This is a genomic window from Amycolatopsis sp. MtRt-6 (assembly GCF_017308975.1).
In the GTDB taxonomy this organism is placed as follows: Bacteria; Actinomycetota; Actinomycetes; order Mycobacteriales; family Pseudonocardiaceae; genus Amycolatopsis.
Genome location: NZ_JADWPD010000006.1, coordinates 290,662 through 316,772, shown reverse-complemented (window position 1 = coordinate 316,772; position 26,111 = coordinate 290,662). Strand labels below are relative to the sequence as shown.

Here is a 26,111-nt window from a genome sequence, read left to right as displayed (position 1 = left end):
CCTCCGGCTCGGTCGGTGCCCGGGGGCACACGCTGTTCGACGCGGCCGCGGCGCTGCCGGTCCTCCTTGATACCGCACCCCTCCCCCAAGGGTGTCAACGAGGTCAGCTCAGTGCTTCTTTTCGGGGGCTCCGGGTGGCGGAGCCCCCGGCCCGGGGCGAAGCCCCGGTGGGCACAGTGCGGCGACCACGCGGGACGGGCTCGGGCGGCCGAGCTGTCCCGCCATCCACACGCTGGCCCCCACCAGCGCGTCCAAGTCGACACCGGTGGCCACCCCGAGGCCCTCCAGCATCCACACCAGGTCTTCGGTCGCCAGGTTGCCGGTGGCCGATTCGGCGTATGGGCAGCCGCCGAGCCCACCCGCCGAAGAGTCCACAGTCGACACTCCACATCGGAGCGCCGCCAGCGTGTTGGCGAGAGCCTGACCGTAGGTGTCGTGGAAGTGCACGGCCAAAGTACCGACGTCGCCGAACAACCCGATGAGGTTTTCGACCTGCCCGGCCGTCGCGACGCCGATGGTGTCGCCCAGCGACAGCTGCGAGCACCCCATGTCGAGCAGGCGGCGGCCGGCGGCGGCGACCTGCTTCGCCGGCACGACGCCTTCCCAGGGGTCGCCGAAGCACATCGAGAGGTACCCGCGGACGTCCAGGCCCGCTTCCCTGGCCCGCGTGACGACCGGCTCGAACATCGCGAACTGTTCGTCGAGCGACGAGTTGAGGTTCCTGCGCGCGAACGTCTCGGTCGCGCTGGCGAAGATCGCGATGTGCTCGACACCGGCGTCGAGGGCCCGGTTCAGGCCCTTCTCGTTGGGCACCAAAACCGGGTACCGGACGCCTTCGCGGCGGTCGAGCCGGGCGAGCAGCTGTTCGGCGTCGGCCAGCTGCGGCACCCACTTCGGGTGGACGAAGCTGGTGGCCTCCAGCGTCGTGAGCCCGGCGCCGGCGAGCCGGTCGAGGAACTCGAGCTTCACCTCGACCGGGACGACGGCCTTCTCGTTCTGCAGCCCGTCGCGGGGGCCGACCTCCCAGATGGTGACCGACTCCGGCAGCTCGCCCGCCGAGGGGACGCGCTCGGGCAGGCCCAGTTCGCGCGTGCCCATCAGCGGCGTCTCTCGCCGCGCGGCGGGTGCCCGCCTTGGGGCGGCAGGGGCGTGGTCTGCTGGGCGCCCGGCCGGTAGTCGTCGTGCGGGTTGTCGTTGACCTCGCGGTAGATGACCGTGTGCACCTTTTCGACGTGCGGGATGTCCTCGAAGCGCAGCGGCTCGTCCGACGCCGACTCGATGATGAGCGTGCCGCAGCCGAAGATCCGGTCGAGCAGGCCGTGCTCGAACTGGACGCTGTTGATCCGGCCCATCGGGATGTCGATGCCGGTGCGCTTGAGGACGCCTTCGCGGGCGATCAGCCGGTCGGTCGTCACGATGAAGTGGGTGGTCCGCCAGCGCACCAGCGGCGCCAGGAACAGCCACACGACCAGCACCAGCGCCACGACCCCGATGGCGATCAGCCCGACCGAGTTCCACGGCGCGGCCGCGTCCTTCGCCAGGATGGCGAGCCAGGTGCCCGCACCCACGGTGACCAGCAGCGCGAGCGTCGGGAAGATCAGCATCTTGAAGTGCGGGTGACTGTGCACCACGACGTGCTCTTGCTCGCTGAGCAAATCGTCCGGATAAGCCACGGCGGACGCTCCCAAGGTCGGTGCTGCGGTGTCGTCTCACCGTACCGGCGACGCGACGAGCCGGGGGCGCAACGCCCCGACAAATCAGGCCGGACGCACGTGGACCACGTCACCCGCGAAGACGGTGTGCCGCTGCCCGCCCGCCACGTCGACCTGCAGCTGGCCGGCGGCGTCGATGTCGGCCGCGCGGCCGGTCAGCGACGTCCCGTCGGGCAGCTGGACCTCGACGTCCTGGCCGAGGGTGGCGCAGTGGGCGCGGTAGTCGCCGAGCAGCCCGGCCTCGGTGAGATCGCCGCCGGCGAGGCGCCAGCGCCGCTCGAGGTCGGCGAACCCGGTGAGCAGCGCGATGGCGACGTCGGTGCGGTCGGTGTTCGTGGCGCCCTGCTCGGCCAGCGACGTCGCGGGCAGCCCGCCCGGGCCCGGGTGGACGTCGCCGAGCGGCAGGACGTTGAGGCCGATCCCGAGCACGATGGACGGGTCGTCCCCGGCGACCGCTTCGGCGAGGATGCCGGCGCACTTGGCGCCGTCGACGAGGACGTCGTTGGGCCACTTGAGGACGGCGTCAACCCCGACGGACGCCGCGGCCGCCCGGACGGCGAGCCCGGCGACGACGGACAGTGAGCCGAGCACCGCGAAGGGGACACCCGGCCGGAGGGCGACGCTCAGGTACAGCCCGGCGCCCTTCGGCGAGCTCCACGACCGAGCCCGCCTGCCGACTCCCGCGGTCTGCTCTTCGGCGAGCAGCACGGTCCGGTCGGCGGCGCCTTCTTCGAGCGCTTTCCGCAGGTCGGCGTTGGTGGACCCGGTGCGCTCGACGACGTCGATCTTCGCGTAACGATCTTGCAGCGCCGCAGTCAGCCGGACAGCGTCGATCTCAGGCATGTGCCCACAATATGGGAGTCACCCTAACGTGCAAGCTACTCACTCGTTCACTAACAGGTGCGCTCTTCTAAGTTGGAACCTGTGACGACCAAGCAGACCTCCTGGGCCCGCGGCGCGGCGCTGCGCGGTCTGGTGGCGCTGCCGCTCGTCGCCGGGCTCGTCACGGCGGGCTGGCTGCTGGCCGACCGCGCGCCGGAACCCGCGGCCGCCCCGGCACCCCCGCCGGTGGTGCGTGACGCGGTGTCGGGCCCGTCGGTCCTCGAAGTCAGCGCACCGGTGAAGGCGCAGGAGCCGGGCCAGGGCGCGTCCGGCCAGGGCGGCAAGAGCCCGTTGCAGCAGTGGGCCGACCAGCTCGCCGGGCCCCTCGACATCCCGGCGGAGGCGCTGATCGGCTACGCGAACGGCGAACTCGCGCTGCGCAGCGAAGCCCCGTCGTGCCACCTCTCGTGGGTGACGCTGGCGGGCGTCGGCTCGGCGGCGTCGAACCACGGCCGGGGCGGCGGCAACCTGCTGGGGCTGACGGCGGCGCAGGCCAAGAAGTACGGTTCCGACGCGCCGGTGGCGGCCGGCCGGGCACTGTGCGCGGGCGGCACCGACCTCGGCGCCGGCCCGGGCTGGTGGAAGGCGATCGCGGCGTACCACCCGGGCAGCGAGGCGGAACTGTTCCGCCAGCGCGTGCTCGGCATGGCCCAGCTGTACGCGACGCTGTCGCTGGACCCGGCGGCGGCGGACTCCCCGCGGGTCCGCGCGACCCGCTTCGCGCTCGGCCAGCTCGGCCTCCCCTACGTCTGGGGCGGCAACGGCCCGGACGCGGGCGCGGCGGGCTTCGACTGCTCCGGCCTGACGAAGGCGTCGTACGACAGCGCGGGCGTCAGCCTGCCGCGCACGGCGGACAGCCAGTTCCGCGCACTCCCGCCGGTACCGGCCACGCAGGAGCCCCGCCTCGGCGACCTGGTGTTCTACGGAAACCCGGCGACCCGCATCCACCACGTGGGGCTCTACCTCGGCAACGGCCTGATGATCAACGCCCCGACCCAGGGCCAGGCGATCCAGATCCACACGTACCACTCGAAGGGCGACGACTACACGGGCGCGGGCCGCCCGGCCTGACGGCGCACCATCTCGGCGATCCAAGCGGGCGCGAACGGCGAAGTGCAGCCCGGCGGCGTCGGGTAGTCCTTGAGCACCTCGAGGCGTTCCCCGATGGCGACGGCCCGGGCCCGGTGCCCGGCGTGCTCGATCCCGATCTGCGCCAGGCAGCTGTTCATCGCCCACTGCAGCCGGTCGGGGGCGCCCTTCAGCTCGGCTTCGATGACGTCGAGCAGGCCGTCGAGGTCGAGGCCGCCGGGCCGCTTGGCCACGCGTTCGGCGGTCAGCGTCCAGCCGGCGCTCGCGACCACCGGGTCCGGGTCGGCCGACCACGCCAGACGCAGCGCTTCGGCGTGCGGGCTCTTCTTCACCACGTAGTTCACGAGCCAGTCGTGCACCTTCGGCGTGCGGGCCTCGCGCAGCATGGCGTCCAGCTCGTCACGCTCGAACACCTTCGGGCGGCAGATCAGGGTCGCCAGGAGCCGCGCGGCGGTGTCGCCGGTCGCCCAGAGCTCGCGCGCGAGCTCCTGCTGCGTCTTCACCCGCTTCGCCAGCGCGCGCAGCTTGCCGAGGTTCACCCCGTGGTCGTCGCCGTGCTTCTCGTTCACCGCGCGGATCCGGGGGTCTTCGAGCGCGGCCAGCTCGGCCATGATTTCGGCCACTCCGCTCACTGCGGCACCACCAGCCCCGATTCGTAGGCGAACACCACCAGCTGCGCCCGGTCGCGCGCGTGCAGCTTCATCATGGCCCGGTTGACGTGCGTCTTCGCGGTGAGCGGGCTGATCACCATCCGTTCGGCGATCTCCTCGTTCGACAACCCCCGCGCCACGAGCGTGACGGCCTCCCGCTCCCGGTTCGTCAGCTCCGCCAGCCCCGCGCCGGGGACGAGCGGCTGCGTCACGAACCGGTCGATCAGCTTGCGGGTGATCGACGGCGCGAGCAGGGCGTCCCCGCGAGCCGCGACGCGCACCGCGTGCAGGAAGTCCTCCGGCTCGATGTCCTTCACCAGGAACCCGGCCGCGCCCGCGCGCAGCGCCTCGAAGACGTATTCGTCCAGGCCGTAGTTGGTCAGGATGACGACGTGCAGCGCGGCCAGTGCCGGGTCCGCGGCGATGCGCCGGGTCGCCTCGATGCCGTCGACCGCCGGCATCTGGATGTCGACCAGCGCGATGTCCGGCCGGTGCGCCAGCGCGAGCCGCACCGCTTCGCCGCCGTCGCCGGCTTCGGCGACCACCTCGATGTCGTCCTCGGCGTCGAGGAGCGCGCGGAACCCGCGGCGGATGAGCGGCTGGTCGTCGGCCAGCAGGACGCGGATCACGCCGGGTCCACCGGAAGCTCGGCCTGGACGCGGAACCCGCCTTCGCGGCGAGGTCCGGCCTGGAGCCGGCCACCCAACGCCGTGACGCGCTCGCGCATCCCGGTGAGGCCGACGCCGGGCGCACTGTCCACAGTGGCCTGTCCGTCGTCGTCCACCCGGATGACGAGCGCGCCGGGCCGGTGGTCGATCCGGACCGACGCGCTGGCCGCGGCGGCGTGCCGGGCGACGTTGGTCAGGGACTCCTGGACGATCCGGTAGGCGGTCCGGTCGACCGCGGCCGGCACGGCGTCGCACCGGCCTTCGACCGTCAGCCGCGCGTCGAGGCCGGCGGTCCGGGCCTGCCGCACGAGGCCGGGGACGTCGGCGAGCCCGCGCGGCGGGTCCTTGTCGTCGTCGCGCAGCGCCTCCAGCGTCGCCCGCAGCTCCCGGGTCGCCTCGCGGCCGGCTTCGCGGATCGCCAGCAGCGCTTCGGGCACTTCTTCGCCGCGCTTGCGGGCCAGGTGCACGGCGACTTCGGCCTGCACCTTGATGACGGAGATCTGGTGGGTGAGCGAATCGTGCAGCTCGCGCGCGATGTGCAGCCGCTCCTCGTCGGCACGCCGCCGCGCGGTTTCCTCGCGGGTGCGCTCGGCTTCGTCGGCCCGGCGCTCGGCCTGGCGCAGCGCCTCCCCCGCCGCCCCGGCGGCGATCAGCCACGCCAGCTGGAGGACGTCCCGCGACTGGGTGAACGCCGCGCCGGTGTCGTGCACGCCGGAAGCCAGCAGCGCCAGCGGAACCGCGACCAGCATGAGCACCGACGCGACGACCGCGGCGATCCGGTGTCCCGCCCGCACGGCGGCGTACACGGCGAAGAGGTAGGCGACGACCGGCACTTCGAAGCCGGCGACCTGGTACGCGAGCGCGGCCACGGCGGTCGCGGCCAGCACGGCGACCGGCATCCGGCGGCGCGCGACCAGCGCCAGCCCGCCGGCGGCCAGCGCCGCGTACCCCAGGACGTCGAGGCCGGGGCTCCGGTGCGGGCCGGACAGCCCGGCGACCACCAGGGCCGCCGCCACCCCGACGGCGATCACCCCGTCCACGACCTGCGCACGCCTCACCCCTGAACCCTAACCGGCTGCCCGCGCGGCGAAGTCCCGCGCGGAGAGCATTTCCGGGCTACCGCGCCCGCGGTAGTCCCCCGGTTCCTGCGGCACCCGCGGCAGCGCGAAGTGTCTGCTCGCGCACAACGACGGGGAAGGGGCCCGGCGGACATGCTTCCGGCGTCCGATCCGGAACCTGAAGGAGCACCTCATGAACGTCCTCGCCGCCGCCAGTGCCTACGACCTGACGCCGGGACGGCTCTGGTCCTTGATCGCCGTCGCGCCCGGGCTGGTGGGGGTCGTCGCGGGCGTGCTGGCCCTGAAGCGCGGCCGGGGCACCGTCGTGGCGCTGGCCGGCGGCCTGGTCGCCGTCGTGATCGGCGGGTGGGTGGTGACCGCGGCGAAGGGCGGGCCCGGCACCGGCTACGGAATCGTCGGCGGCTACGCCGACCTGGTGATCGGCGCGGCGGCGCTCGTCCTCGGCGGGCTGGCGACGGCTCGCTCGCGCGGTTTTGTCGGTGGTCGCCGCTAGCTTCGGGGCATGTACGAAATCGACTTCGCCGAGTTCCCGTCCACGTCCGCCGCGGCGTCCGCGCGGTTCTTCGAGAGCGCGTTCGGCTGGGCGGTGACACCGTACGGCCCGGACTACACCGACGTCCGGGCCGACGGTCTCACGTTGGGCTTCCAATCGAACACGGCCGAGCGGACGAGCGCCCCGCTGGTGACGATCCGCACGGACGACCTGGCCACCACCCGCAAGGCGGTGGAGGCCGCGGGCGGCGTGGTGACGAGGGAACCGTTCGCCTTCCCGGGCGGCAGCCGCTTCCACTTCCGCGAACCAGGCGGGAGCGAGCTGGCGGTGTGGACCCCGGAGGGCTAGCAGCCAACGGCGGCCGCCTGCTCGACATAACCGGCGGCCCCGCCCCCGTAGAACGTCGCGGGATCGGCCGGCGCGATCGGCAGGTCGAGCGCGAACCGCGTCACCAGGTCCGGGTTGGCGACGAAGTGCCGCGCGTACGACACCGCATCGGCGATGCCGGCGTCGATCACCGCGTCGCCCGTTTCACGATCGAAGCCGTTGTTGACGATCAGGAGGCCGTCGAACAGTTCCCGATAACGAGCGAAAGCCGCGAAGTCCGGCCCGGTGTCGGGTCCCCGGAGGTGCAGGTAGTCCGCGGCGAGCCCGGCGACCAGTTCGTCGTACTCGGCGCGGAGTGCTTCGTCCACAGTGAACAGCCCACCGGTCCACCACGGCGAAAGCCGGACGCCGACGCGCCCGTGCGCGGCGGCCGCTTCGACGACCTCGGTGAGCAACCGGCGCCTGTTGGCCGGGGAGCCGCCGTAGGCGTCGGTGCGCCGGTTCAGCCGCGGGTGCAGGAACTGCGCGAGCAGGTACACGCCGTTGGCCGCGATCTCGACGCCGTCGAACCCGGCGCGGCGCGCGTTCTCCGCCGCCGTGCCGTAGTCCGCGACCGTCGCCCGGATCTCGGCCACGCCCAGCTCGCGCGGTGTGCCCGTCGGACAGCGCCCGGACGGCAGGTGCACCGGCTCGTCCGGGTTCACCGAAGACGGTCCCGCCGGCCGCCCGCCGAAGAAGTCCGGGTGCGAGACGGCGCCGGTGTGCCAGAGCTGCAGCACGATCCGGCCGCCGAGCGCGTGCACGACGTCCGTGACCCGCCGCCAGCCGTCGACCTGGGCGTCGGTGTACACCCCGGGAACGGCCGAGAAGCCGACGGCTTTTTCGCTCACCCAGGTGCCTTCGGTGACGACGAGCCCGGCTGAGGCGCGCTGCGCGTAGTACGCGGCCTGAAGTTCGCCGGGCACTCCGCCGGGGACGCGCGCCCGGGTCGTCGGCGCCACGACGACCCGGTTCGGCAGGTACCAGCCGTCCAGGTCGGCAGGAGTCAGCAAGCTCATCCGGTCACCTCCGGTCGCGGGGATACGTCGAGGAGGCGACGGTGGACACGAGCGAAAGGTGACCGATGGACGACCTGGCGGCACGATTCGAGGCCGAACGCGGCCGGCTGCGCGGGCTGGCCTACCGGATGCTCGGCTCGGCGGCCGAAGCGGACGACGCCGTGCAGGAAGCCTGGTTGCGGCTGAACCGCGTGGAATCGGTCGACAACCTGGCGGCGTGGCTCACCACTGTCGTCTCCCGCGTCTGCCTCGACGTCCTGCGTTCGCGGAAAGCCCGCCGCGAGGAGCCGTTCGAGGCGGTCCCGGAACCGGTGGCCGACGCCGATCCGGCGGGCGAAGCCGCGCTCGGCGACTCGGTGGGCCGTGCGCTGCTCGTCGTGCTGGACGCGCTCGGCCCGGCCGAACGGATCGCGTTCGTGCTGCACGACCTGTTCGCGGTGCCGTTCGACCGGATCGCCCCGGTGCTGGACCGCACGCCGGTCGCGGCGAAGAAGCTGGCGAGCCGGGCGCGGCAGCGGGTCCGGGGCACCACCCCGCTGCCCCCGGCCGACCTGGCCCGGCACCGCCGGGTGGTCGACGCGTTCCTGGCCGCGGCCCGCGGCGGCGACCTCGAATCGCTGCTCGACGTGCTGGCCCCGGACGTCGTCCGCCGCGCCGACGCGGCCGCGCTTCCCGCCGGCGTCGCGCTCGAGACCCGCGGGGCCCGCGCGGTGGCCGAGGAGACGCAGGTGTTCGGGAAGCGGGCCCGATTCGCCGAAGCGGCCCTGGTCGACGGCGCGGTCGGCGTCGTCGTCGCGCCGCACGGGCGGCTGGTGCTCGCCCTGGCCGTGACCGTCGAGGGCGAGCGGGTGGCGGCGTACGAGGTGATCGCCGACCCCGCCCGCCTCGCCGCGCTGCACGTCACGCTCCTCAGCGCTTGATCCGGTAGGACAGGTGCGTCACGCCGGTGCCCTCGATGACCTCGGGGTCGCCGAGCTTCGTGGTGGCGTCGAGGTTGTCGAAGAAGCGGACGCCGGAGCCGAGCAGCACCGGAATCAGGTCGACCTGGATGCCGTCGAGCAGGCCGAGGTTGAGGCACTGCTGGGCGATCGTCGTGCTGGCGACCGCGACGTTCTTGTCGCCGGCGGTCTTCTTGGCCTGCTCGACGGCGCTTTCGAGACCGTCGGTGACGAAGGTGAACGGCGCGTCCGGGTGCGGCCAGTCCGCGGGCGCTTCGTGGGTGACGACGAAGACCGGGACGCCCATCGGGTGCGCGCCGCCCCAGCCCTGGGTGAGGGTGAACAGGCGGCGGCCGGTGACCAGCGCGCCGACGTTCTCCATCGCGGCGCGCAGCATCTTCGCGCTGGCTTCGGAGGTCTTGAAGGTGGCCCAGTCGACGGCGGTGGGGACCTCGACGTCACCGTTGCCGAACCACTCGAACAGGTGATCGATGCGGTCTTCCGGGTCGGCCACGAAGCCGTCGAGGGACATGGACATGTTGGCGATGACGTCGGCCATTTCGAACTCCTTTGTGCTGGTCAGCGGCGGTTTGCCGGACTGACGAGAAGTCTTCCGCGTGCGCCCGGCCGGAAGATCTGCCACCTGGCCGACATCCGGCGCCGGGTGGCCGATGCCTTGACAGCACCCGGCAGCGGCGGCAGCATGAACACGTGTTCATGAACGCGTGTTCACCACCGAGGGGATGACAATGACCGGGATCGTCAACACCGCACAGGCCGAGGCGTGGAACGGCTACGAGGGCGAGCACTGGGCAGCGCACGCCGACCGCTACGACGCCGTGAACAGCGGCTTCAACGAACACCTGCTCGCGCAGGTCGGCTCGGACGACAGGGTGCTCGACATCGGCTGCGGCAACGGCCAGCTGACCCGGCTCGCCGCGGCGCGGGCCCGGTTCGCGCTCGGCGTCGACCTGTCCGGGCCGATGCTGGCGACCGCGCGGGCCCGGGCGGCGGAGGTGCCGAACGTGGCGTTCGAGCAGGGTGACGTCCAGGTCCACCCGTTCCCCGAGGGCGGGTTCGACCTGGCGGTCAGCCGGTTCGGGGTGATGTTCTTCGCCGACCCCGTGGCGGCCTTCGGCAATGTCCGGCGCGCTCTGCGTCCCGGCGGGCGGCTCGCGTTCCTCTGCATGACGGCCCTCGCCGGCACCGACCTCGGCCGGGTGTTCGGGGCGATGGCCGACTACCTGCCACAACCGACCGGGCCGGACGGCAGCGGCCCGACGTCGTTCGCGGACCCGGAGCGCACCAGGGCGGTGCTGACCGAAGCCGGCTTCGAGGACGTGGCGTGCACCCACGTCGAGGCCGATCAGATCTGGGGCCGGGACGTCCCCGACGCCGCCCGGTTCATCGCGGACTGGGGCCCGGTCCGGCACCACCTGGGCATGGTCGACACCGCGACGGCGACCAAGGCGACCGAAGCCCTCGCGGCGGCGCTCGAGCCGTTCGCGGGCCCGGAGGCGGTCAGCCTGCGCGGCACGGCGTGGCTGGTCACGGGAAGGAGGTCGTAGCGGAGGGCGCCGTACGATGGCGGTGATGTCACCGAGGAAAGCCGCCGCCCAGCGTGACGGGCAGTCACTGCACGATCTGCTGGTCGAGACCGCGCAGAAGATGATCGCCACCCACGGCACGAGCGGGATGACCGTGCGCGAGATAGCGCGCATGGCCGGCGTCGCCGACGGCGTGCTCTACAACCACTTCTCCGACAAGGAGGAGCTGGTGGCCCGGGCCCTCCTGGAGCACGTGCGCACGACGGAGGCGGAGCTGGGCGAGCTGCCGGTGGCCGGCGAAGGCAACCTGGTCGGAAACCTCCGCCGCCACCTGGAGTTCGGCCTGGCCCTGCACAAGGCGCTGGTGCCGGTGTTCAGCGGCCTGGCCGGGCAGCCGAGGGTGCTGGAGCGGTTCGCGGAGATCAGCGAGCGGTCCGGCCACTGGCGCGATCAGCTGGTGGCCTACCTCGAAGCGGAGCGAGCACTGGGTCGCCTGCGCGTGGAGTCCGAAGTGGACGCAACGGCGGCCCTGCTGGTCGGTTACTGCCACGCCTCGGTGATGGCGGTGGTCTTCCCGCACACGGCCCCCCTGGATCCGCCACCGGTGAACTCGATCGTCAGCGTCGCCCTGCACGGCATCGCCCCGACGGACCCCGAACCATCACCAGACGAGCCGGGCCAGGCCACCGAGGCGTGAGGTCCCGGCGGCCTAGACCATCGGATTCCACTCACCGTCGCTCCCGGAACTCAGCACCGCATCCCCGCACTCGACAATCCGGCCATCCCGCACCCGCACCACCTCCGCGGCCACACCCGGTGTCCGTCCTTTGTGGAGTTATCGACACCAAGCCCACCATCCGCGAAAGAGAAAGGGAAAGACCTGTGGACTCTGCCGCGATACTCTCCCGGTATGGACGATGTCGAGGTCCGTGAGCTGCGGTATTTCCGCGCGGTCGCCGAAGAGCTGAACTTCTCCCGCGCCGCCGAGCGGCTCGGGATGGCGCAGCCACCGCTGTCCCGCGCGATCCGGCTGCTGGAGCGGCGGCTCGGCGTGCAGCTCTTCGAACGCACCAGCCGGCACGTCTCGCTGACACCGGCCGGAGCCGTCCTGCTCGCGGAGTCGGCGAAGGCACTGGACGCCGTCACCGCGGCGGTGCGGCGCACGCGGCGGGCGGCGCAGCGGACGCCGGCGCTCGTCGTCACCGCGAAACCCGGCGTCGCCACCGATCTGCTGCGGCGGATCGCCGATGCGCACCCGGACCTGGTCGATGTCCGGGTCAGCGGGTTCGGCGAACAGGCGGAAATGCTGCGGGACGGCCGGGCCGACGTGGCGGTGCTCGGGTGCCAGGGCAGCAGTCACCACGGCCTGGACGTCGAAGTGCTGTTCAGCGAGCCGCGGGTGGCCGCGCTGCCTTCGGGGCACGAGCTCGCCGGCCGGGCCGTGCTGACCTGTGCCGACTTCGCCGGGCGGCCGACGCCGTGCTGGCCGCTCTCCTCGGCCGCGGACCGGGCGTACTGGTCCGGGCAGGACGTGACGGGCGGCCCGGTGACGCCGGGGCCGATCGTGCACGACAGCGCCCAACTGCTGGAGACCGTCGCGCTCGGACAGGCGGTCGCGCTGCTGCCGGCGTCGGTCGCCGAGCTGCGGGCGCGGGACGACGTCGTCTACCGGCCGGTCGTGGACGCGACGCCGTACTCGCTGGCCCTCGCCTGGCCGGCCGGGGCGCGGGATCCGCGGATCGCGCAGTTCGTGCGGACCGCCACCGAGGTCAGCGGAGCACTACCTCAGCAAGGAGCTGTCCCGGCGGGGTGACCGTGCGGATCACCGGCGGCACCCGGACGTCGTCGGCCTCGAAGGCGGCCCGCAACTGCTCGACGTCGGCGCCGGTCATCAGCTCGGCCAGCTCGTCGGCGCGGGCCAGGGTGGCCGGGGCGAGGTCCACGGTGTCGTCGAGCGCGCCCCAGATGTCCCACAGGAGCATCTCGTGCTTGTTGAGCGCGGCGAGGTCGAGCACGACGTTGTGCCACGCGTACGGGAACCCACGCAGGAACGGCACGTCGAGGTCCGGGTTGACGACCACGCGGGCCGGGTCGATTTCGCCCGCGCGGGCCGCGATCCACGCGTCCGGGCCGGTCAGGAAGCGATCGCGGGGGACGTCGAGGAGGTCGAATTCGACGTCGTCGACCGGGTCGCGGAAGCCGGGTGCCATTTGCGCCTCGACCAGGCGCCAGCCGTCGGCGGTGCGGACCTCGGCGACGACGTGATCGAGGTACCAGCCGGGTACCAGGTAGCTCGCGAAGCCGACGCGGGCGCGGGCCGGGATGCCATGGTGGCGCGCCATCGAGACGAACAGGAGGGTGAAATCGCGGCAGCAGCCGACGATCCGGTGCAGCGGCGGCCGTGGCGCGCCGGGTGGTGCCGGGTTCAGCTCGCGCAGGCGGGCCCACATGTCTGCGGCGTACCGCAGGGTGATCTCGTCGTTGCGCCCCGCGGGGAACCCGTGGTCCGTGATGGGGCCGGAACCCCAGTAGTGGAACACGAGCTGGGACGCTGCCTCGCGAAGCGCCGCGAGGTCGTTCGGGGTGGCGTCGAGCCAGTCCGCGTGCGGGCCCGGGTCGCTGAAGCGGCTGTGGCTGACGAAAAAGTCGTCCATGCCGGGAAGCTAGCGGAATTTTAGGCCGATTGAACAGCCAGTTCCCCGCGGAACGTCGACCGGTACGCGCTCGGCGACACCCCGAGCGCCGCCTGGAAGTGCTGGCGCAGGGAGGCTGCCGTGCCGAACCCGGCTTCCGTGGCGACGCGGTCTACCGGCAGGTCCGTCTCCTCGAGGAGCTGGCGGGCGCGCTCGACCCGTTGCTGGGTCAGCCACTGCAGCGCCGAAATGCCGACCTCCTCCCGGAAGCGGCGGGTGAACGTCCGCGTGCTCATCGCCTCGCGGGCGGCGAGCTCGCGCAAGCTCAGCGGCCGGTGCAGGTTCTCCAGCGCCCAGGCCCGGGCCGCCTTGGTCGACGACGTGCGGGGCTCGGGTACCGGCCGGCGGACGAACTGGGCTTGGCCGCCTTCGCGGTGCGGGGACACGACCGTCCCGCGGGCGACTTCGTTGGCCACCGCCGCGCCGTGGTCACGGCGGATCATGTGCAGCACCAGATCGATCCCGGCGGCGACGCCCGCCGAGGTCAGCACGTCGCCGTCGTCGGTGTAGAGCACGCACGGATCGACGTCGACCTCGGGGAAGCGGTCCTGCAGCTCCTCGGCGGAGCGCCAGTGGGTGGTGGCCGGACGGCCGTCGAGCAGGCCGGCCGCGGCGAGCACGAACGCGCCGGTGCAGATCGACGCGATGCGCGCGTCCGCGGGGATGCGGTCGAGCGCGGCCTTGAGCGGCGGGGTCAGCACGCGCGCCATCGGCTCGTACTCGGCCAGGGACGCCGGGACGATCACCGTGTCGGCCTCGGCCAGCACCTCGGGGCCGCGGTCGACCGGGATGGTGACGTCCGCGTCGGTGCGCACCGGGCCGGGCTCGAGCGTGCAGGTCACGACCTCGTACAGCGGCTCGCCGGCTGCCGACCGCGCCTGGCCGAACAGCCGGTGGACGATGCCGAGTTCCATCACCAGCATGCCGTGGCGGACGAGGACGGCGACGTGGTGACGGTTCGGGTGCGCGAATGCGGCCATGGCTCGATTCTTGCACATGATGGCTATCAGGCCACTCGATCGAGCCGGCCGGCCGCGTGATCATCGAGGACATGAACGTGTTGTGGGTTTTCGCGCATCCCGAGCCGCGCTCGCTGAGCGGGGCCCTCCGCGACGACGGGCTCCGGACGCTCCGCGCGCTCGGGCACGACGTCCGGGAGTCGGATCTGTACGCCATGAAGTGGAACCCGGTGGTCGACGCCGCCGACTTCGGCGCCGAAGCCGGAGACGGGCGGCTGGTCGTCGGGGCGACGTCGGCCCGGGCGCACGCGCGCGGCGAGCTGAGCGCGGACATCGTGGCGGAGCAGGAAAAACTGGACTGGGCGGACGCGGTCGTCGTGCAGTTCCCGCTGTGGTGGTACAGCCCGCCGGCCATCCTCAAGGGCTGGTTCGACCGCGTGTTCGTGAAGGGTTTCGGCTACGGCGTCCAGGCCGAAGACGGCCGCACCCTGCGCTACGGCGAAGGACGGCTCGCGGGCAAGCGCGCGATGGTGGTGCTCACCGCGGGTGCCCGCGAGCCGTCCATGGGACCGCGCGGAGTGAACGGAGCGCTGGACGACGTCCTGTTCCCGCTGCACCACGGGACGCTCTTCTACGCCGGGATGTCGGTCCTGCCACCGGTAGCGGTCTACGGCGCCGACCGCGTGCCGGACGAGGAGTTCACCGAAGCGCGAGACCTGCTGCGCGAACGCCTCCGGACGCTCGAGACGGACGAGCCGATCCCGTTCCGCACCCAGAACGGCGGCGACTACGACGACGACCTCGTCCTGCACCCCGACCGCGCCCCCGGCACCACCGGCCTGGCAGCTCACCTCACGCGGGCAACGTGAGCCGCTGCCCCAGACCGCCGTCCACCGGCAGGTCCGCGCCGGTGGTGAAGGTCGCCTCGAAGGCCAGGAACAACACCGCCGCCGCGACCTCCTCGGCCGTTGCGTGGCGCTTCAGCGGCGTGATCTCGTCGCCGATTGCCTTGAACTCCGCCAGTACGGACTCCGGCACGCCCGACACACCCATCGTCGGCGTGTCGGTGTAGCCCGGGCTGACCACGTTCACCCGGATTCCGCGCGGTGCCAGCTCGGCCGCGTATGTGCGGGCGAACGAACGCACCGCCGCCTTCGCCGCCGAATACAGGCCCATCCCGGCTATCCCCGCCTCGGCCGCGACCGACGTCGTGAACACGAACGACCCGCCGGCGCGAACCAGCGGGGCCAGCCGCCGGGCCGTGAAGTACGCGCCCTTGGTGTTGACGTCGAACGTGCGGTCGTAGAGCTCGGGTGTCGCGTCCTCGTACGGTGTCAGCGTCGAGAATCCGACGTTGACGAACACCAGGTCCAGCTCGCCGAGCGTGTCCGCGGCGACCGCGCCCAGCTCGGCGACGTCGTCCAGGCGGGCCGCGTCCGAGGACAGCAGGTGCGCCTTGCCCGGCAACGTCCCTTCCAGCGGTGACACGTCGCGGCCGGTCAGCAGGACCTCCGCGCCGCCGTCGAGCAGGGCGCGGACCACCGCCAGGCCCATGCCGTGCGTGCCGCCGGTGACGACGGCCTTCTTCCCCAGGTACTTCACCGGATCTCCTCGATGACGCTGGCGATCGCGTGCGAGCCGTGGCCCGCGGCGACCGCTCGGTCGAACAACTCCCGCAGCACCGCGGGCACCGCCGTGCCGATCCCCTGCTCGCGGCTCGTCTCGACCAGCATGGCGAGCCCGGCCGCGTTGATGTCCAAAGCGGACACGTCCGTGGCGTAGTCGCCGCTGGCGACCTGCTCGCCGATGCCCGGCAGGAGCCCGCCGACGGCCGAGTGCCACGCCAACGCCATCGGCGTGAACTGTTCCGGCGTGACGCCCTCGGTCCCGACCAGCGCGAGCGCGTGCAGGTACCCGGCCATGGTCGACCACATGATGCCGAGCAGCGCCAGGTCGTACAGCGCCGCGAGCCCGGCGTCCTCGCCGAGGAATATCGGCTTTCCCAGCACTTCCAGCACTTCGCGCTGCGCCGCGAACGCCGTTTCGGAGCCGCCGTAGAGAATCTGCGCGGCCGGCGTCCCGATGCCCTGCGGCACGGCCATGATCACGCCGTCCACGTAGTCGACACCTTCCGAAACAGCCCACTTCGCGGCGGCGCGGGCCTGCTCCGGCGTCCCGGACGTGAGGTTGACCAGCGTCCGGCCGGGCAGCGCGGCCGCTTCCAGCACCGGCTGCTGAGTGTCGTATGTGGACAGACAACTGAGGACGACGTCCGCCGAAGCCGCTTCCGCCGGCGTGGCCGCGAGCCGGGCGCCGCGGTCGAGCAACGGTCCCGCCTTGAGCGGCGACCGGTTCCACACCGAGACGTCGTGTCCCGCCCCCAGGAGCGTCCCGGCGAGGGCGGCACCCATCCGGCCCAGGCCGAGCACGCCCACGTGTTTTTTGCTTTCTCCCATGGGTTCCATGCTGGATGTCCGCTTTATGCTGGACAAGTACCGACTAATAAGTCAGGTACCCACCAAAACGTAAGGATCCTGCATGCTGCCTCGAACGTACCGCTGCGGATTGGACGCCGCCGTCGACGTGATCGGTGGCCGCTGGAAGGCCCTCATCCTCTGGGCACTGCACGCCGAGCCGCTGCGGTTCGGCGAGCTGAAGCGGAAGGTCGCGGGGATCAGCGAAAAGATGCTGATCCAGGCCCTGCGGGAGCTGGAGGCGGACGAGATCGTGCACCGCGAGGTGTTCCACGAGATCCCGCCGAAGGTCGAGTACTCGCTGACCGGACTCGGTCAGCGGCTGAACACGGCGTTGCTGCCGCTGGGCGACTGGGGCGACGAGAACATGGCCGGCATCGCGAAGCGCCGCGGCGTCACGCCGGCGCCGCCGCACGCCACCTCGGCCTGAGGCGGATTGCGTACGGTCGGAGAAGTGCGGTTCATCCTGAAGAACGACCACGAGACGCCGGTGGAGCTCGTGGGGGGCAGTATCTCGGTGACCGGCCCGGCTCCCGGCGAAGCGAAAAGCCTGGGCTCCTACGGCACCCGCGGCGTCGGCTACGAGGTCGGCGTCCGGTGGTGCGGCGACCTGGCGGCCGGACGGGGCGGAGGTGGGCACCGGCGGCCGGCTGCTCGGCGCCCCCGAAGAGAACGCCGGCTGAGCGCCGCCGGTGCCCGTACCGCCCGCCTCCCTCAGGCGGTGACCAGGTCCGCGCCGGCGAAGAACGTCTGCGCGGCGGACATCGCGTCGGCGTCCAGGAGCACGTCGCCGGGGCGGCTGCCGTTGCCGAGCAGCACCCCGCCCCAGTTCATGCCCAGGTACTCGGCGCAGAGTTCCAGCGTGCCGATCAGCGGCTGGGCTTCCCGTGCCGTCTCGCTCAGCACGCTCACGCCCCACAGCGTCTTGCCGCGCATCCGCGGCTTGAACTCCACCGGCAGCCGCATCCAGCCCGACCAGTAGTCGAGGTAGAGCTTCACGCTCGCCGCCACCGAGTACCAGTACACCGGCGACACGACCACGATGTCGGTCGCGGCGAAGGTCGCGTCCATCAGCAGCTGTTCGTTCGCTCCCGGCGGCGGGTGCTCACCGGCGCCGTGCCGGCGGTCTTCGAACGGCGGCAGCGGCACCTCCGGCAGCCGGATCCACCGCTGCTCGACGTCTCGCGGCAGCTCCTTCGCCGCCCGCCGGGCCAGCATTTCGGTGTTGCCCCCGGCCCGCGCGGCGCCCACCAGGAACAGGAAGCTGCGATCGCTCATGTCCACCCTCTCGATGTACTTGCATGTACATATAAATACTGTCCCTGGACTATCCTGGCGTCAAGAGGAGGCCGGAAGATGACCGTCGACGAACAGGCCTGGGGCCGCGTGCTCGTGCTGCACGCCCGGATCGAGCAGGAACTCGCCAAGGCCCTGCAGCGGCGGCACGGGCTCGGCCTGTCCGAGTACCGCGCGCTCGGCAAGCTGGTCGCGGGCCCGCGCGGCGGCCTGCGGATGCAGGAGCTCGCCGACGCGATCGGCCTCAACCAGAGCTCGGTCAGCCGGATGTGCGCCCGCCTCGAAGACGCCGGGCTGACCATCCGCGACCTGTGCGAAGACGACCGCCGCGGCGTCTACTCGGTGATCACCGACGCCGGCCGCAAGCGCTACGCCGAAACCGAGCCGACGTACTGCGCGGTGCTGCGGACCGCGCTCGACAAGGCCGCGAGCGATCCGGAGCTCGCCGCCGCGGTCTCCGCCGTCCGCGGCGCTTGACCCGCATATTCCTCAGTGGTTATATACGGGCACAGGCAACCCACGGGAGGACGCGTGTCCGGACGAGCGAAGCTGCAGACCGCCGGCGAACGCCCGGCGCTCCGGTTGGAACGCCGCCTGAAGCACGCGCCCGAGCGGGTCTGGCGGGCGATCACGGACCCGGCCGAGCTCGCCCACTGGTTCCCCGCGAAGGTCGACGTCGAACTGCGGGCCGGTGGCGCGATCCGGTTCACCTTCCCCGGCGAGGACAGCTCGACGACCGGCCAGGTCGTCACCGCCGATCCGCCGCGCGAGTTCACCTTCGTCTGGCACGACGACACGCTGCGCTGGCTGATCTCCCCCGACGGCGACGGCAGCATCCTGGAGTTCACCCACACCTTCGGCCGCGGCGATCCCGCGATCGCGAAGCTCGCCGCGGGCCGCACCGCCGCCGGCTGGGACGTCTGCCTCGACGCCCTCGCCGCGCGCTTGGCCGGGGCGGACTTCGAGGAGCCGCAAGGGTGGCACGAGCGGATGGCGTCCTATGTGGAGGAATTCGGCCTGGACGAGGGCGAGCTCCTCCCCGGCGGCAGGATCCGCTTCCGCCGTGACCTCGGCTGGAAACCCCTGGCGGAGATCCGGCCGCTGCTGCCGGACGAGCCCGGCTGGGACCTGGTCCACGACCCCCTCGAAGGCACCCGCGTGGAGTTCACCGAAGCGGCCGGGGACGACGTGCCGGCGCAGCTGGCCCGGCGGCACGAGCAGCTCGACAAGCTGTTCGCCGCCACCCACGGCCTCGACCTGCCCGAGTGGACGCCCGAGCGCGTCGAAGCCGTGCGGAAGCATTACGCCGCGGGTCCGACCGAAGGCTGACGCGCGGCCGCCGGTTCGGCGTTACGTTCGGTTCATGCGCATTCGCGTCGTCTTGGACGTCCTGGCCGTCCTGGTGCTGGCCCTGGGGGCCGGCGGTAACCTCGCCGCCGGCGCCTGGTCGTTGCCGCCGTGGCTGCCCACCTGGCTCGGCTGGGTCATTCTCGTGCTGAGCGTCGTGCCGATCGTGCTCCGGCGCTGGCGGCCGCGCCCCGCCTACATCCTGTCGCTGGTGCTGGTGGCGGCGGCGGTGCCGATCGGCGGGCCGGTGCTGGCGATCGCCGTCGTGGCGGCGGGCTGCGCGGTGTACAGCTTCGTGGTCGACCGGGGCAGCCGGGCCGCCCGCATCGGCTTCGCGGCCGGGCTGGTCGGCATCGGCGTGCTCGCCATCGCGGTGCCGAACCCGAGCACGGCGACCACGGTGAACTTCGGTGCGTCGGCGCTGATCGTCGGGTTCGCGCTCGGCATCGCCGTCCACGGCCGCCGCGAACACGCCGCGATCGAGCGGGAAACCCATGCCCAGCAAGCGGTTTCGGCGGAGCGGCTGCGGATCGCGCGGGAGATGCACGACGTCGTCGCGCACAGCATGAGCCTGATCGCGGTGAAGGCGGCGGTCGGCAACCACGTGGCCCTCGAACAACCCGACCAGGCCCGCGACGCGCTGCGCGTCATCGAAGACACCAGCCGCGAGACGCTGGCGGAGCTGCGGCGCATGCTCGGCGTGCTGCGCGACGGCACCGGCGTCCCGGCGCTGGCACCCGCCCCGTCGCTCGACGAGCTGCGGGCCCTCGCCGAGCGCGCGCAGCAGGCGGGTCCCGCGGTCGACCTCGTCATCGAGGGCCTCACCGAGCTGCCGGGCGGCGTCGGCCAGTCGGTGTACCGGATCGTGCAGGAGGCACTGACCAATGTGGTCAAGCACGCGAGCGCCACAACGTGCCGGATCAGCGTCACCGGCGGCAGCGGCGAGGTGACGATCGAGGTCCTCGACGACGGCCGCGGCGGCGAGGCCGTCCCCGGCCACGGGCTGATCGGCATGCGCGAGCGCGTCGCGGTCTACGACGGCGAATTCTCCGCGGCGCCCACCGAAACCGGCTTCCGCGTCTTCGCGCGGCTCCCCTACGAAGAAACGGCGGTGGTCCGATGACCCGCGTCCTGATCGCGGACGACCAGGCGCTGCTGCGCGGAAGCTTCCGGGTGCTGGTCGACAGCGCACCGGGTCTCGAGGTGGTGGCCGAGGCGTCCGACGGCGCCGAGGCGGTGGCCCTGACCCGCGTCGAGCGGCCGGACGTCGTGCTCATGGACGTCCGCATGCCGGAGATGGACGGCATCGAGGCAACCCGCAGGATCTGCGCGGAGACCGACGTCCGGGTGCTGATGCTGACCACGTTCGACCTCGACGAGTACGTCTATTCGGCCCTGCGCGCGGGAGCGAGCGGCTTCCTCCTGAAGGACACCCGCCCGGCCGACCTCCTGTCGGCGATCGAGGTGGTGGCGGCCGGCGACGCCCTGTTGGCTCCCTCGGTGACGCGCCGCCTGGTGGCGGAGTTCGCCCGGCTGCCGACGGGCCCGGTAACGCGCCTGGACGGCGTGACGGCGAGAGAACAAGAGGTCCTGACGCTGATCGCGAGGGGGTTGTCGAACGACGAGATCGCGGCACGGCTGCACCTGGGCATAGCCACGGTGAAGACCCACATCGGCCGGTTGCTGCACAAGCTGGCGGCCCGCGACCGGGCCCAGCTGGTGATCGCGGCGTACGAGTCCGGGCTGGTCCGCCCGACAATGTCGTGAGTAGGGTGAGGCGGCCGATCGCAGGGGGAGCCTGATGAGCACCGAACATCCCGAGTACCCGCCGGAGCCGGAACCCCGCCCCGAGGAGGACGACTGGGGCTCCGGTGCCGGGAGCCCGATCCCGCCGAAGCACCGCCCGGCCCCGGGCAACCCGCTCCCGGACCTCGACTCCGAGGACGGCCCCCCACCCCGCCGCGGCGGCCCGACCGGCTGACGCGAGGTGATCCCCCAGACCCTGGGCGCTCTGGCCGGCTTCCTGGCCCTGGTGGCGCCGGGAATCGTGTTCGAGTTGCGCCGCGAACGCCGCCGAGGCCGCCACCAGGAGACGGCGTTCCGCGAAGCCTCCCGCGTAGCCCTGGGCAGCTTGGTCTTCACGCTGACGGCAGTGCTGCTCATGACGGCGGTGCAGGCGGCGGGCGCGCGCTTGTTCGTGAGCCCGGCGGCGTGGCTGACCCGCGGCGAGGCGTACGCGCGCGAGCATTTGACGCTGATCGTGGTGAGTATCGCGGTCGAGCTGGCACTGGCCTGCGCACTGGCAACCGGGTGGGAAGCGGTCCTGGCCCGCCGCCGCGGAGAGGCGGCAACGGTCCAGCAGCGGTCGGCATGGGCCCAGGCACTGCGAGCGGACCGGCCACCGGGAAGCCGGGCATGGGCCCACGCCGAGCTGGAGAACGGCACATCGTTCTATGGCTACGTACGGTCGTACACCCCATCGGGCCCGTTGGCCGAACGCGAGCTGGTCCTGGAGGGCGAGGCCCTGACCTGCGAGAAGGACGAGGAGACGAAGGTCATCGGCGAGGAGTGGCGCCGGGTGGTCATCCCGGGCTCGAAGATCACCTACCTGCGGGTGACGTACCTGGACGCGGCGACCGGGGAGACGTTGCCTACGCCACACGCGAAGTGACCCGCAAGTAGCTAAGCTCCCGTGGCATGAGCAGTGCGACGGAGCCGCTCGGGACGCCGCCCGAGGACGAACCGGACATCCACACCACGGCCGGCAAGCTGGCCGACCTGTACCGCCGGTACGACGAGGCCGTGCACGCGGGCTCGGCCCGCGCGGTGGAGAAACAGCACGCCAAGGGCAAGAAAACCGCACGCGAGCGCATCGAACTGCTCCTGGACGAGAACTCCTTCGTCGAACTCGACGAGCTGGCCCGGCACCGCTCGACCAACTTCGGCCAGGAGAAGAACCGCCCCTACGGCGACGGGGTCGTCACCGGCTACGGCACCGTCGACGGCCGGCCGGTGTGCGTGTTCAGCCAGGACGTCACCGTCTTCGGCGGCAGCCTCGGCGAGGTCTACGGCGAGAAGATCGTCAAGGTCATGGACCTGGCGATCAAGACCGGCCGCCCGATCATCGGCATCAACGAAGGCGGCGGCGCGCGCATCCAGGAGGGCGTCGTCTCGCTCGGCCTGTACGGCGAGATCTTCAACCGGAACGTCAAGGCGTCCGGCGTCATCCCGCAGATCTCGCTGATCATGGGCGCGAACGCGGGCGGCCACGTCTACTCCCCCGCGCTGACCGACTTCGTCGTGATGGTCGACGAGACGTCGCAGATGTTCATCACCGGCCCGGACGTCGTCAAGACGGTCACCGGCGAGGACGTCACCTTCGAAGAACTCGGCGGCGGCCGCACCCACAACACGAAGTCCGGCGTCGCGCACTACCTCGGCTCCGACGACGAGGACGCCATCGCCTACGTCAAGGAACTGCTCTCCTACCTGCCGCAGAACAACCTGTCCGACGCGCCGGTGTTCGAGCCACCGGCTGACCGGCCCGGGTTCTTCGACGACGTCACCGACGCCGACCGCGAGCTCGACACGATCATCCCGGACTCGCCGAACACCCCGTACGACATGCACGAGGTGATCACCCGCGTCGTCGACGACGGCGACTTCCTCGAGGTCCACGAGCTGTTCGCGCCGAACATCATCGTCGGCTTCGGCCGCGTCGACGGCCACAGCGTCGGCGTGGTGGCCAACCAGCCGACGCAGTTCGCCGGCTGCCTCGACATCGACGCGTCCGAGAAGGCCGCGCGGTTCGTCCGCACCTGCGACGCGTTCAACATCCCGGTGCTCACCTTCGTCGACGTCCCGGGCTTCCTGCCGGGCACCGACCAGGAGTGGAACGGCATCATCCGCCGCGGCGCGAAGCTCATCTACGCCTACGCCGAAGCCACGGTCCCGCTGGTCACGGTGATCACCCGCAAGGCCTACGGCGGCGCGTACGACGTCATGGGGTCGAAGCACCTCGGCGCCGACATCAACCTGGCCTGGCCGACCGCGCAGGTCGCGGTGATGGGTGCCCAGGGCGCCGCGAACATCGTCCACCGCAAGACCCTCGCGAAGGCAGCGTCCGAAGGACAGGACGTCGACGCCCTCCGCGCCGACCTGATCCAGGAGTACGAGGACACGCTGCTGAACCCGTACGCGGCGGCCGAGCGCGGCTACGTCGACTCGGTGATCGTGCCGGCGCACACCCGCGGGCACGTCGCGCGGGCGTTGTCCCTGCTGCGGAACAAGCGAGAGTCGCTGCCGCCCAAGAAACATGGGAACATCCCGCTGTGAGCGAGGAGAGCCGTCCCCTGCTGAGGGTGGTCCGCGGAAACCCGAGCGACGCCGAGCTGGCGGCGCTGACGGCGGTCGTCGCCGCGGCGTCGGCCGCGAAGGCGCCGGAGAAGCCGAAGCCGCGTACGTCGTGGTGGGGCGATCACGCTGTTTCGCTGCGTCGGCCGCTTCACCCCGACGAAGGTGCTTGGCGCGCTTCGGCTTTGCCTCAGGGCTGATAGGCGTCGAGGAAGACCGTCGGGGCTTCGTTCTCCCGCACGATCGTGCCGAGCAGGGCCGCGAGCCGGTCGCGGTCCTGGCTGCTCAGGTGTGCGGCCAGCTCGTCGACCCTGCGGCACGTCGCCGCGAAGAAGTCCTCGGCGAGCTCGTGGCCTTCCGCGGTGAGCAGGACCTGGACGGCCCGGCGGTCGCCGGGGTCGGGTTCGCGGCGGACGAGCCCGCGCCGGACCGCGCGGTCGACCAGGCCGGTGAGGCTCGACTTTTCGAGGCCGAGTGTCGCGCCCAGGTCGCCCATGCCGTACGGCCGGCCCATCAGCACGCACAGCAGCTGCCCCTGCTGCACGGTGAGGCCGTACTCGCGCGCGGACTCGGCGTAGACGGCGTTCACCAGGAACGACGCCCGCACGAGCCCGGCCACCACACCGAGGTCCACCCCGCTCTTCCCCATCCCGCCAGCCTACTTCGCGACGGCCTCGCGCACGGCGGGCACGATTTCCCCGGCCCAGCGCGCGACGGCGACCTCGTCGGGCGCGCTGCCGCCGGGGCCGAAGAGCACGAACCCGGCGGCGTCGTGCTCCAGCACCGCGCCGGTCAGTTCCTCGATCCACTGGGCGGGTGAGCCACCGATCCAGCGTCCGTCGTCGGTGCGGGTCCTGGCCAGCGGCTCGGCCGTGATGCGGCCCGGGAAGTTGTAGACGGTGGCGATCTCGGCGGGATCGCGGCCGGCGTCGACGGCGGCCTTGTCGATCAGCGGTCGCGAACTGCGGTAGCGCTCGCTGAGCCAGTCGGCGGCGTGCCCGGGCAGCCACCCGTCGGCCACCCGCCCGGTGACGGCCAGGGATTTCGGCCCGACGGACCCGGTCCACACGGGCGGCACGGCTTCCTCGGCGGGCGCGAGGTCCGTGACCTGGTGGAACTCGCCGTCGAAGGTGACGGGGTCGCCGCCCCCGCCGAGCATCTTGACGAGCCGGATGCCTTCCTCGAAGGCGCGCACGGCCTGCCCGGGCGTGAGCTTGGGGAAGCCGAGCCGCGCGATGTCGTCCCACAGCCCGCCGACCCCCATGCCGAGCACGATCCGGCCGCCGGTCAGCGCGGAGAGCGAGGTGACGGTGCGAGCGAGCATCGCCGCCGGGCGCGTCGGCAGGTTCGTGACGCTGACCAGCCCGGAGACCCGTTCGGTCTTCCCCAGTAGGACGCCGATTTCGGCGTACGCGTCGAGCCGGTCGGCGTGGTAGGGGTGATCGGAGACGGTGATGAGGTCGAGCCCGCCGCGGTCGGCCTGGACGGCCCGCCGGACGGTGCCGGCCGTGGCGGAGACCGCTGTCGAGACGCCGATACCGAAGTGCACCATGAATTCCTCCCAGTTAGTTCGCACTACGAACATAGCACAGGTAGTTCTTGGTACGAACTAACTGGCGATCACGGAGGTTCGGTCGTCGACCCGGACGGCGTCGGCCTCCAGGCAACGACGGAAGGGGTTGTCGTTGATCCGGTCGAGGCGATGCGCCCGCCGGCCACAGGCGCCGGCTGCCAGCACGATCGGCACCAGCACGCCCACGGTGTACCAGGTGAGCCACGAGCCGAGGGTGAGGACGCCGAAGACCAGCAGGGTCGCGAGGATCGCGATCAGCGCTATCGCGATCGCGCCCGCGACGTCGTCATCGATGAAGACGACGAAGACGATGACCAGCGGGATCAAGAGCTGGAGCACCCAGCTCAGCCAGATCGGTCCGAGCGGCCAGGTGCCGGTCAGCACGAGGATCGATCGGATGATCCCGGCCAACAAGACACCTCCGCCCACCACCCCCAGGACCGCACCGAAAGTCACCCAAAGAGCATGGGTGTTCCGACGCGGCCTCAAGACCGTCGGCCAATCGTCGCCGCGAATCGGGCTCAACGCCCATTCGGGGATGACAACGCCGTAGATCACCGCGCGCACCGGCCAGCTCAAGAGCCCGATCAGCCGGCGGGTGAACGGTTTCAGCTCCGTCTCGGCCGAGATCACCGCGATCAGCTCCTCGTCGTCCGCGGTGGGTGCCGATTGCCTGCCGGCATCGTGGAAGTAGTTCTTGAGCTGCAACCGCACGCCAGCCGACGTCACTCCTCTGCCCATCCCGAGCAGCGCTTTGATCGGACCGTTGAGCGCGGTGTCGGGGAGATAGACACTCTTCAGTTGCCCTAGCGCCAGCGGGATACCCAGACGAGAATCGATGCTGTCGATGTCGTCCGGGACGTCGACATCGCGCGAACTCCCGAGCAACCGGCCGATGCGGCCGATGATCACACCCAGCGGGCCGTCCGACGCCTCGACGAAGGGTTGCCAGATCCACCGATCGATCGGCACC

At 71.9% G+C, this 26,111-nt stretch carries 32 protein-coding genes; 17 read left to right on the top strand and 15 right to left on the bottom strand.

The genetic code is table 11. From position 1 onward, the window contains the following. Nucleotides 1–108 precede the first annotated feature (108 nt). The 3 genes from I4Q55_RS13995 to I4Q55_RS13985 all read right to left on the bottom strand — a co-directional run bounded on the left by I4Q55_RS13995 (nucleotide 109) and on the right by I4Q55_RS13985 (nucleotide 2,555). Complete coding sequence (locus I4Q55_RS13995; RefSeq protein ID WP_242545895.1) at nucleotides 109–1,098, bottom strand: hydroxymethylglutaryl-CoA lyase; 990 nt, start codon at nucleotides 1,096–1,098, stop codon at nucleotides 109–111. After that, complete coding sequence (locus I4Q55_RS13990; protein WP_206788064.1) at nucleotides 1,098–1,673, bottom strand: PH domain-containing protein; 576 nt, start codon at nucleotides 1,671–1,673, stop codon at nucleotides 1,098–1,100. The genes I4Q55_RS13995 and I4Q55_RS13990 overlap by 1 nt, the downstream gene beginning before the upstream one ends. Before the next feature lie 84 nt (nucleotides 1,674–1,757). Further along, nucleotides 1,758–2,555 carry a biotin--[acetyl-CoA-carboxylase] ligase gene (locus I4Q55_RS13985; RefSeq protein ID WP_206788062.1) on the bottom strand — a complete coding sequence of 266 codons (798 nt, stop codon included), beginning with the start codon at nucleotides 2,553–2,555 and terminating at the stop codon, nucleotides 1,758–1,760. A gap of 81 nt (nucleotides 2,556–2,636) precedes the next feature. Here I4Q55_RS13985 and I4Q55_RS13980 point away from each other — a divergent pair, with 81 nt between their 5' ends. Then, on the top strand, nucleotides 2,637–3,665 hold the full coding sequence (locus I4Q55_RS13980; protein ID WP_206788060.1) for a C40 family peptidase: 1,029 nt from the start codon (nucleotides 2,637–2,639) through the stop codon (nucleotides 3,663–3,665). Here the strand turns inward: I4Q55_RS13980 and I4Q55_RS13975 are convergent. From I4Q55_RS13975 to I4Q55_RS13965, 3 genes are read right to left on the bottom strand one after another with little or no spacing between them, the layout of a single operon-like run. Next, nucleotides 3,638–4,294, bottom strand: a complete 657-nt coding sequence (locus tag I4Q55_RS13975; RefSeq protein WP_206788118.1) for a DNA alkylation repair protein — start codon at nucleotides 4,292–4,294, stop codon at nucleotides 3,638–3,640. The genes I4Q55_RS13980 and I4Q55_RS13975 overlap by 28 nt on opposite strands. Nucleotides 4,295–4,311: 17 nt before the next feature. Next, nucleotides 4,312–4,962 carry a response regulator transcription factor gene (locus I4Q55_RS13970; protein ID WP_206788058.1) on the bottom strand — a complete coding sequence of 217 codons (651 nt, stop codon included), beginning with the start codon at nucleotides 4,960–4,962 and terminating at the stop codon, nucleotides 4,312–4,314. Then, nucleotides 4,959–6,059 (bottom strand): sensor histidine kinase, encoded by a 1,101-nt coding sequence (locus I4Q55_RS13965; RefSeq protein WP_206788056.1) that lies wholly within the window; start codon nucleotides 6,057–6,059, stop codon nucleotides 4,959–4,961. The genes I4Q55_RS13970 and I4Q55_RS13965 overlap by 4 nt, the downstream gene beginning before the upstream one ends. Before the next feature lie 193 nt (nucleotides 6,060–6,252). On the opposite strand from I4Q55_RS13965, the gene I4Q55_RS13960 reads away from it, so the two are divergent. Both I4Q55_RS13960 and I4Q55_RS13955 read left to right on the top strand, forming a co-directional pair. Beyond that, nucleotides 6,253–6,573: a DUF6223 family protein gene (locus tag I4Q55_RS13960; RefSeq protein ID WP_206788054.1), complete on the top strand. Its 321-nt coding sequence runs from the start codon at nucleotides 6,253–6,255 to the stop codon at nucleotides 6,571–6,573. 9 nt (nucleotides 6,574–6,582) lie between these two features. After that, on the top strand, nucleotides 6,583–6,921 hold the full coding sequence (locus tag I4Q55_RS13955) for a VOC family protein (protein WP_206788052.1): 339 nt from the start codon (nucleotides 6,583–6,585) through the stop codon (nucleotides 6,919–6,921). Here the strand turns inward: I4Q55_RS13955 and I4Q55_RS13950 are convergent. Then, nucleotides 6,918–7,958, bottom strand: a complete 1,041-nt coding sequence (locus tag I4Q55_RS13950) for an alkene reductase (RefSeq protein WP_206788050.1) — start codon at nucleotides 7,956–7,958, stop codon at nucleotides 6,918–6,920. The genes I4Q55_RS13955 and I4Q55_RS13950 overlap by 4 nt on opposite strands. A gap of 65 nt (nucleotides 7,959–8,023) precedes the next feature. Here I4Q55_RS13950 and I4Q55_RS13945 point away from each other — a divergent pair, with 65 nt between their 5' ends. Further along, nucleotides 8,024–8,878 carry a sigma-70 family RNA polymerase sigma factor gene (locus I4Q55_RS13945; RefSeq protein ID WP_206788049.1) on the top strand — a complete coding sequence of 285 codons (855 nt, stop codon included), beginning with the start codon at nucleotides 8,024–8,026 and terminating at the stop codon, nucleotides 8,876–8,878. On the opposite strand, the gene I4Q55_RS13940 is transcribed toward I4Q55_RS13945, so the two are convergent. Beyond that, entirely contained in the window at nucleotides 8,868–9,455 is a 588-nt protein-coding gene (locus I4Q55_RS13940; RefSeq protein WP_206788048.1) for a dihydrofolate reductase family protein, read from the bottom strand. The two genes, I4Q55_RS13945 and I4Q55_RS13940, sit on opposite strands and share 11 nt — an antisense overlap. A gap of 190 nt (nucleotides 9,456–9,645) precedes the next feature. On the opposite strand from I4Q55_RS13940, the gene I4Q55_RS13935 reads away from it, so the two are divergent. From I4Q55_RS13935 to I4Q55_RS13925, 3 genes are all read left to right on the top strand, one after another. After that, the gene (locus I4Q55_RS13935; protein WP_206788047.1) at nucleotides 9,646–10,464 is read left to right on the top strand and encodes a class I SAM-dependent methyltransferase; all 819 of its coding nucleotides are present in this window, start codon (nucleotides 9,646–9,648) and stop codon (nucleotides 10,462–10,464) included. Between the two features lie 16 nt (nucleotides 10,465–10,480). Then, a complete protein-coding gene (locus I4Q55_RS13930; RefSeq protein ID WP_206788046.1) occupies nucleotides 10,481–11,140 on the top strand; it encodes a TetR/AcrR family transcriptional regulator in 660 nt (219 codons plus the stop codon). A gap of 213 nt (nucleotides 11,141–11,353) precedes the next feature. Continuing rightward, a complete protein-coding gene (locus I4Q55_RS13925) occupies nucleotides 11,354–12,256 on the top strand; it encodes a LysR family transcriptional regulator (RefSeq protein WP_206788045.1) in 903 nt (300 codons plus the stop codon). Here I4Q55_RS13925 and I4Q55_RS13920 read toward each other — a convergent pair. Together I4Q55_RS13920 and I4Q55_RS13915 are read right to left on the bottom strand one after the other, a co-directional pair. After that, entirely contained in the window at nucleotides 12,213–13,097 is an 885-nt protein-coding gene (locus tag I4Q55_RS13920; RefSeq protein ID WP_206788044.1) for a transglutaminase domain-containing protein, read from the bottom strand. The genes I4Q55_RS13925 and I4Q55_RS13920 overlap by 44 nt on opposite strands. A gap of 20 nt (nucleotides 13,098–13,117) precedes the next feature. Further along, complete coding sequence (locus I4Q55_RS13915; RefSeq protein WP_206788043.1) at nucleotides 13,118–14,116, bottom strand: GlxA family transcriptional regulator; 999 nt, start codon at nucleotides 14,114–14,116, stop codon at nucleotides 13,118–13,120. A gap of 71 nt (nucleotides 14,117–14,187) precedes the next feature. Between I4Q55_RS13915 and I4Q55_RS13910 the strand changes: the two genes are divergently transcribed. After that, nucleotides 14,188–14,964 carry an NAD(P)H-dependent oxidoreductase gene (locus I4Q55_RS13910; RefSeq protein ID WP_206788042.1) on the top strand — a complete coding sequence of 259 codons (777 nt, stop codon included), beginning with the start codon at nucleotides 14,188–14,190 and terminating at the stop codon, nucleotides 14,962–14,964. Here I4Q55_RS13910 and I4Q55_RS13905 read toward each other — a convergent pair. Together I4Q55_RS13905 and I4Q55_RS13900 are read right to left on the bottom strand one after the other, a co-directional pair. Further along, nucleotides 14,948–15,697: an SDR family oxidoreductase gene (locus I4Q55_RS13905; protein WP_206788041.1), complete on the bottom strand. Its 750-nt coding sequence runs from the start codon at nucleotides 15,695–15,697 to the stop codon at nucleotides 14,948–14,950. The genes I4Q55_RS13910 and I4Q55_RS13905 overlap by 17 nt on opposite strands. Beyond that, nucleotides 15,694–16,551: an NAD(P)-dependent oxidoreductase gene (locus tag I4Q55_RS13900; RefSeq protein ID WP_242545892.1), complete on the bottom strand. Its 858-nt coding sequence runs from the start codon at nucleotides 16,549–16,551 to the stop codon at nucleotides 15,694–15,696. Before I4Q55_RS13900 ends, I4Q55_RS13905 begins: the two co-directional genes overlap by 4 nt. Nucleotides 16,552–16,633: 82 nt before the next feature. Between I4Q55_RS13900 and I4Q55_RS13895 the strand changes: the two genes are divergently transcribed. Continuing rightward, nucleotides 16,634–16,999 carry a helix-turn-helix domain-containing protein gene (locus tag I4Q55_RS13895; protein WP_206788039.1) on the top strand — a complete coding sequence of 122 codons (366 nt, stop codon included), beginning with the start codon at nucleotides 16,634–16,636 and terminating at the stop codon, nucleotides 16,997–16,999. Nucleotides 17,000–17,283: 284 nt separating this feature from the next. Here I4Q55_RS13895 and I4Q55_RS13890 read toward each other — a convergent pair whose 3' ends face one another. Next, complete coding sequence (locus I4Q55_RS13890) at nucleotides 17,284–17,847, bottom strand: flavodoxin family protein (protein WP_206788037.1); 564 nt, start codon at nucleotides 17,845–17,847, stop codon at nucleotides 17,284–17,286. 78 nt (nucleotides 17,848–17,925) lie between these two features. Here I4Q55_RS13890 and I4Q55_RS13885 point away from each other — a divergent pair, with 78 nt between their 5' ends. From I4Q55_RS13885 to I4Q55_RS13850, 8 genes are read left to right on the top strand one after another with little or no spacing between them, the layout of a single operon-like run. Beyond that, a complete protein-coding gene (locus tag I4Q55_RS13885; protein WP_091304477.1) occupies nucleotides 17,926–18,342 on the top strand; it encodes a MarR family winged helix-turn-helix transcriptional regulator in 417 nt (138 codons plus the stop codon). Nucleotides 18,343–18,396: 54 nt separating this feature from the next. Beyond that, complete coding sequence (locus I4Q55_RS13880; protein WP_206788036.1) at nucleotides 18,397–19,194, top strand: SRPBCC family protein; 798 nt, start codon at nucleotides 18,397–18,399, stop codon at nucleotides 19,192–19,194. 34 nt (nucleotides 19,195–19,228) lie between these two features. Beyond that, nucleotides 19,229–20,335: a sensor histidine kinase gene (locus tag I4Q55_RS13875; RefSeq protein ID WP_206788035.1), complete on the top strand. Its 1,107-nt coding sequence runs from the start codon at nucleotides 19,229–19,231 to the stop codon at nucleotides 20,333–20,335. Next, a complete protein-coding gene (locus I4Q55_RS13870; RefSeq protein WP_206788034.1) occupies nucleotides 20,332–20,979 on the top strand; it encodes a response regulator transcription factor in 648 nt (215 codons plus the stop codon). The genes I4Q55_RS13875 and I4Q55_RS13870 overlap by 4 nt, the downstream gene beginning before the upstream one ends. Before the next feature lie 34 nt (nucleotides 20,980–21,013). Beyond that, nucleotides 21,014–21,193 (top strand): hypothetical protein, encoded by a 180-nt coding sequence (locus I4Q55_RS13865; RefSeq protein WP_206788033.1) that lies wholly within the window; start codon nucleotides 21,014–21,016, stop codon nucleotides 21,191–21,193. Nucleotides 21,194–21,199: 6 nt separating this feature from the next. Further along, nucleotides 21,200–21,883 carry a DUF6338 family protein gene (locus I4Q55_RS13860; RefSeq protein WP_206788032.1) on the top strand — a complete coding sequence of 228 codons (684 nt, stop codon included), beginning with the start codon at nucleotides 21,200–21,202 and terminating at the stop codon, nucleotides 21,881–21,883. A 26-nt stretch (nucleotides 21,884–21,909) separates the two neighbouring features. Next, the gene (locus I4Q55_RS13855; protein WP_206788031.1) at nucleotides 21,910–23,547 is read left to right on the top strand and encodes an acyl-CoA carboxylase subunit beta; all 1,638 of its coding nucleotides are present in this window, start codon (nucleotides 21,910–21,912) and stop codon (nucleotides 23,545–23,547) included. Continuing rightward, the gene (locus tag I4Q55_RS13850; RefSeq protein WP_206788030.1) at nucleotides 23,544–23,765 is read left to right on the top strand and encodes an acyl-CoA carboxylase subunit epsilon; all 222 of its coding nucleotides are present in this window, start codon (nucleotides 23,544–23,546) and stop codon (nucleotides 23,763–23,765) included. The genes I4Q55_RS13855 and I4Q55_RS13850 overlap by 4 nt, the downstream gene beginning before the upstream one ends. Here I4Q55_RS13850 and I4Q55_RS13845 read toward each other — a convergent pair. Both I4Q55_RS13845 and I4Q55_RS13840 read right to left on the bottom strand, forming a co-directional pair. Beyond that, nucleotides 23,756–24,214 (bottom strand): MarR family winged helix-turn-helix transcriptional regulator, encoded by a 459-nt coding sequence (locus I4Q55_RS13845; RefSeq protein WP_206788027.1) that lies wholly within the window; start codon nucleotides 24,212–24,214, stop codon nucleotides 23,756–23,758. The genes I4Q55_RS13850 and I4Q55_RS13845 overlap by 10 nt on opposite strands. Before the next feature lie 9 nt (nucleotides 24,215–24,223). Further along, on the bottom strand, nucleotides 24,224–25,117 hold the full coding sequence (locus I4Q55_RS13840) for an LLM class flavin-dependent oxidoreductase (protein ID WP_206788025.1): 894 nt from the start codon (nucleotides 25,115–25,117) through the stop codon (nucleotides 24,224–24,226). Nucleotides 25,118–26,111 lie beyond the last annotated feature (994 nt).